This window comes from Pengzhenrongella sp., from assembly GCF_036565025.1.
Classification (GTDB): Bacteria; Actinomycetota; Actinomycetes; order Actinomycetales; family Cellulomonadaceae; genus Pengzhenrongella.
In genome coordinates this window covers 1-4,623 of the sequence record NZ_DATCNW010000374.1, presented here as the reverse complement: position 1 = coordinate 4,623, position 4,623 = coordinate 1, and the positions used below count along the sequence as shown (strand labels likewise).

Here is a 4,623-nt window from a genome sequence, read left to right as displayed (position 1 = left end):
CACCAAGCCTGACCGGTGCTACCGCGACGAGGCGACCGCCACCGCCGACGGCTTGACCCGGGCTCGGCGATAACCACCTTCATCCTTCGGCTCGAGCCCGGTCCTGGCTCCGGGCCCGCCGACCGCCGGGAGCTGTTCATGGGCTGAAAGTCCACGGCGGATTCATGCGGTGGTCGCGACGAGCGCGTTGAATCGTTCGGCTGGAGTATCCCAGTTGAGGGTCTTGCGGGGTCGGCCGTTGAGGAGGCGGGCGATGTTGTCGAGGTCGTCTTGGGTGTGGACGGAGAGGTCGGTGCTTTTGGGTAGGAACTGGCGGACGAGGCCGTTCCAGTTTTCGTTGGTGCCGCGCTGCCAGGGTGAGTGGGGGTCGCAGAAGTACACCGGGACGCCGGTTGCGATCGTGAACGCGGCGTGGGCGGCGAGCTCGGTGCCTTGGTCCCAGGCGAGCGATCGGGTGAGCTGGATGGGGAGGCGGAGGATGTTGTCCGCCAACCGGGCGGCGACGTGGTCGGCGGTCTTGGCGTCGATCTTGATCAGCATGCCCATGCGGGTGCTGCGCTCGACGAGTGTCGCGACGGCGCTCGCCCCGTGTGCGCCGATGATGAGGTCGCCTTCCCAGTGGCCGGGGACTGCCCGGTCGGCGGCTTCGGGCGGCCGTTCGGAGATGTTGACCATGCCGGTGATCTTCGAGCCTGACCTGGCGGCGGTCCGTCCTCGCGGGCGGCGCCGGTCACGGCCCGTGCGCAGGCAGCCAGCGAGCTCCTTGCGCAGCTCGCCTTTGGCTTGGACATAGATGGCCCGGTAGATCGCCTCGTGTGACACCCACCACTCTGGCTTGTTCGGGTGGTCGCGGCGGAGACGGTTGGCGATCTGTTCAGGCGACGACCGCTCGGTGCGGACCATGGTCTGGACCTCGGCCCACAGCCAGGGGCGCTGGTCAGCCCAGGTCTGCTTCGGGCGCAGCGCCGCCTGTTCGGCGTGGTCTTGGGCGAGGAACGCCCGATAGGCACGCCGACCGCCGTTCGCCTTGATCTCGCGCCCGATCGTGCCTCGATGACGGCCGAGACGGCGGCCGATGTCGGCATCGGACTCCTCCGACGCGATGCCGATCCGGATCTCTTCGCGTTCCTCGAGGGTCAGCGCCCCAGTGCGGGGCTTGCGGTCGCGCAGCACGACCACACCCTCCTCGCGCACCCGGCGGTCAACTGTGGATGATGAGATCCCAGCGACCGCCGCCGCCTGCTCGTACGACGCCCCCCGAGCAACAGCCACCAAAGCCACTCGGACCACTGACAACGGAAGCCTCGGACGGGCCACACAACACCTCCAACCTCGAAGCTGTCGCGCTCACCAGTTGAAGCCGCCCACACCTGACGCGGAACTTCAGCCCACAAAACTCGGCCGGCGAGGAGGTCTGGATGGGCATCTCCCCGTCGGACGGACGGTTGGTTATGACGCTTGACGGTACTGCTGTTCCCACTCGAGGGGTGCCACGTCGTTGAGGGTGGTGTGAAGCCTCGAGGTGTTGTACCAGGTGATCCACTTGAAGATCGCGCGACGGGCCTCGGCTCGGGTCGCGAACACGCGACCCTGGACGCACTCGCGCTTGAGGCTCTCCCAAAACGATTCAGCGACGGCATTGTCCCAACACACCGCGGTCCGGCCGACCGAGGGTCGCATCTGGCGGTCCTGGCAGAAGTCGATGTAGTCGTTCGAGGTGTACTGACTGCCCCTATCCGCGTGGGCGATCACGCCGGCCACCGCGTGATCTCCGCCACGGGCGGCGACGGCCATGGTGAGCGCGTCGAGGACCAGCTCGGTGCGCATGTGGTCGGCCATCGAGTACCCCAACAGCCGCCGCGACCCCAGATCGAGGACCGACGCGACGTACAGCCAGCCCTCCCGAGTCGGGACGTAGGTGATGTCCTGGACCCAGGCCACATCGGGCCGGCCGGGAGCGAAGCGCCGGCCGACCAAGTCCGGGATGTGATAGCCGTCAGGCCCGGGGAACGTGGTGCGGCACGTGCGGCGCCGGAACCGTCCGGCCATACCGTTCAGGCGCATCAGACGGGCGACGCGCTTGCGGTTCACGACCAAGCCGGTCTTGCGGAGCGCCTTGTACATGCGCGGCACCCCGTAGTTGCCGTCGGCGTCGACGAACAGCTCGCGCATCAACGCGACCAGCTCCGCTTCGTCGAGCTGGCGGACGGTCGGCCCGGCCGCCTCCCGGCCGCACCAGTCGTAGTAGCCCGACGTGGACACGCCGGCCGCTTCGCACGCCATCGTGACAGCGAACCCGGCGGCCTTTTGGTCATCGACACACACGAAGCGCTTCACGGTGTCGACGTCTCCTTGATCCAAAAGGCCAGAGATCGTTTGAGCAGATCTCGTTCCATCCGCAGCTGGGTGTTCTCCGCCCGCAACTCCACAAGGTCGGAACGCTCATCGACGCTGAGCCCGTCGCGGTCGCCTCGCTCCATGCGTTCCTGGCCGACCCAGTTCCCGAGCGTGCCAGCGTTCACGCCGACCGAACGGGCGACATCGGCGATCGGGCGGGACTCGTCGAGGACCATCGCGACCGCGTCTCTGCGGAACTCGGGCGGGAACTTCGAGGGCCGCCCGACCCTGGACTTCTTCCTGTTGGACATGGACTTCCTCCTATATGAGGTGTCCGTCCAACGGGGGGATGCTCACACCGCGCCCCCGCTTGGATCGTCTTAGCCTGGATGCACCGATTGACATCGGCCGACCGTGTGATGTCGCTCGGTGCCCGAGGTGTCGGTTGACTCGTCGAGGGCGGCGCCGTTTTGCGTGATCGTGACCGCGTCGGTCCAGGAGGTCGTGTCGTTTCGGGTTGTCAGCGCGTGGTGTTTCGTCTGCGGTGCGCCGGCCGCCGACGGCTTGTCAGCCAGTCAGGGGTTCGAGCATGCGGAGCGCGTCGAGTCGCTTCTCGAACCAGTGCCGCCACGGCCAGTTGAGCGGGCCGCGCAGTGTGGGTTTGCCGGCGTGGTTGACGAGCCGTCCGGGAATCGCGATGAGCCGGGTCCGCACGGTGCGGGCGACGGTGAGCTGATCGACGGGTCCGGGTTGGCCGACGGTGACGGTCCAGCGGGTGAGGTTGTGGGCCAGCACGGCGCAGCACAGCCAGGCGCCGTTGGCGAAGAAGTGCCCAGACGGGATGTGCTCGAGCCCGGCGCCTTCTTTGAGGTCGCGGATGGCGAGCTCGACGACGGCGTGCTGACGGTGGAAGGCGTCGATGTCGGTGGCGTCACCGTCGAGATCTGTCAGGAACGCGAAGTGCCGCCAGTCGGGCCACAGTTTGGCTTGGCGGGCGTCGGTGAGGCGGGTGCGGCGCACGATCAGTCGCCGGCCCTTGTAGGTGGTCTCGGCGACCTGGGCCTCGCCGTCGGGGGTGTAGTCGATGGGCTGCCACGCGTCTTCGTCGATGGCGGCGATCGCTTTGGCCGGGCCCTTGTTGTTGGTGCGAACGGCCATTGTGTAACGGACATTGAGCCGTCCGAGCACACCGATGGTGTCGTTTGACCAGTAGCCGGAGTCGAAGCGGATCACGATCTCGCCGGCCGCTCCGGCCCGGCGGACTCGGGCGATGAGCTCCTCGACGAAACGTTTCGTGCCCCGGGCGGTGTTGGCTGATCCTTTGCGCATGCGGGCGTGTAACACCTCGCCGGTATCGGCCCGGGTGGCCAGGATCGGGTGATAGCCCAACACCTTGGTGTAACCGAACGCGGCGCCGTCTTTGAGCTTGCCGGCCACCTGACAGATCGTCGAATCGATGTCGATCACGAGCCGACGGGCTCCCGGGCCCGCCCCCAGTCGCCACGCCCGCGTGAGTGTCTCGCCGATGACGGCTTCGAGTTGGCGGACATGGCCGAACGTGAACGACCGCAGGAACGTGCCCAGCGTCGAGGGCGCCATCACCCGATGGCCGAGCACGCCGGCTGTGTTCCCGGCCCGCAGAACATCGGCGTGGTCGATGTGGCTGGCGCCGGCCACGATGGCATGCATCAACGTCAAGACCTTGCGTCCTGGCAGCGCCCCGCCCACCCGGCCCGCCATCCGCACCGTGGCGTTCACCAACGCCTCCAAGTCCAAGCGGTCCGCCAGCGTGGCCACCAGCACAAGCCCGGCGTTGGCCACCAGGTTCGGATCGTCAAAGGTCACCTCGATCCGGTCCAGCGCGCGCGATACTCGACTCACTGAAAGTGCCTCCCTGAGCTTGTGAGTGACAGCGACTTCGAACACCGCCATCCTCCCTGCTCAGGAGGCCTTTCCGGTGGATGCGCGAAACGCGCTCACCGCCAGTTCATCGGTGGATCGAGGCTTAGTGCAAGAATGCCGATTCAAGTGACAAGCGGCCCGCGGCGTCCTCGCCGGGGAGGTCTGGAGGTGTGGGTAGCGTGACGGTGACGGTGTTGGTCGTTGACGACGACGAGGACATCCGATTTCTGGTCCGCACCGTTTTGACGAGGGCCGGTTTGGAGGTCGTCGCGGAGGCGATCGACGGTGTCGAAGCCCTGGCCGCACTTGAGCGGCTCGATCCCCCGCCCGATCCGGCCGTGGTGGTCCTCGACAACCGCATGCCGGGCCTGTCCGGCCTGGAGG

5 protein-coding genes are annotated in these 4,623 nt (G+C 67.3%); 1 reads left to right on the top strand and 4 read right to left on the bottom strand.

The genetic code is table 11. From position 1 onward, the window contains the following. Positions 1-162: 162 nt before the first annotated feature. The 4 genes from VIM26_RS21360 to VIM26_RS21345 all read right to left on the bottom strand — a co-directional run bounded on the left by VIM26_RS21360 (position 163) and on the right by VIM26_RS21345 (position 4,269). Positions 163-1,317, bottom strand: coding sequence for an IS30 family transposase (locus tag VIM26_RS21360; RefSeq protein ID WP_414696540.1), 1,155 nt, complete (start codon positions 1,315-1,317; stop codon positions 163-165). A gap of 132 nt (positions 1,318-1,449) precedes the next feature. Next, complete coding sequence (locus tag VIM26_RS21355; protein ID WP_331955020.1) at positions 1,450-2,337, bottom strand: IS3 family transposase; 888 nt, start codon at positions 2,335-2,337, stop codon at positions 1,450-1,452. Continuing rightward, entirely contained in the window at positions 2,334-2,648 is a 315-nt protein-coding gene (locus VIM26_RS21350; protein WP_331955018.1) for a transposase, read from the bottom strand. The genes VIM26_RS21355 and VIM26_RS21350 overlap by 4 nt, the downstream gene beginning before the upstream one ends. A 256-nt stretch (positions 2,649-2,904) precedes the next feature. Then, positions 2,905-4,269: an IS1380 family transposase gene (locus VIM26_RS21345; protein WP_331955016.1), complete on the bottom strand. Its 1,365-nt coding sequence runs from the start codon at positions 4,267-4,269 to the stop codon at positions 2,905-2,907. A gap of 149 nt (positions 4,270-4,418) precedes the next feature. Between VIM26_RS21345 and VIM26_RS21340 the strand changes: the two genes are divergently transcribed. After that, positions 4,419-4,623: response regulator (locus tag VIM26_RS21340; RefSeq protein ID WP_331955014.1), on the top strand; the 205-nt coding region annotated here is incomplete at its 3' end.

Excerpts from the sequence above, each read along its gene's own strand:
- VIM26_RS21350 (WP_331955018.1), bottom strand. The coding sequence starts at position 2,648 with ATGTCCAACAGGAAGAAGTCCAGGGTCGGGCGGCCCTCGAAGTTCCCG.
- VIM26_RS21345 (WP_331955016.1), bottom strand. The coding sequence starts at position 4,269 with ATGGCGGTGTTCGAAGTCGCTGTCACTCACAAGCTCAGGGAGGCACTT.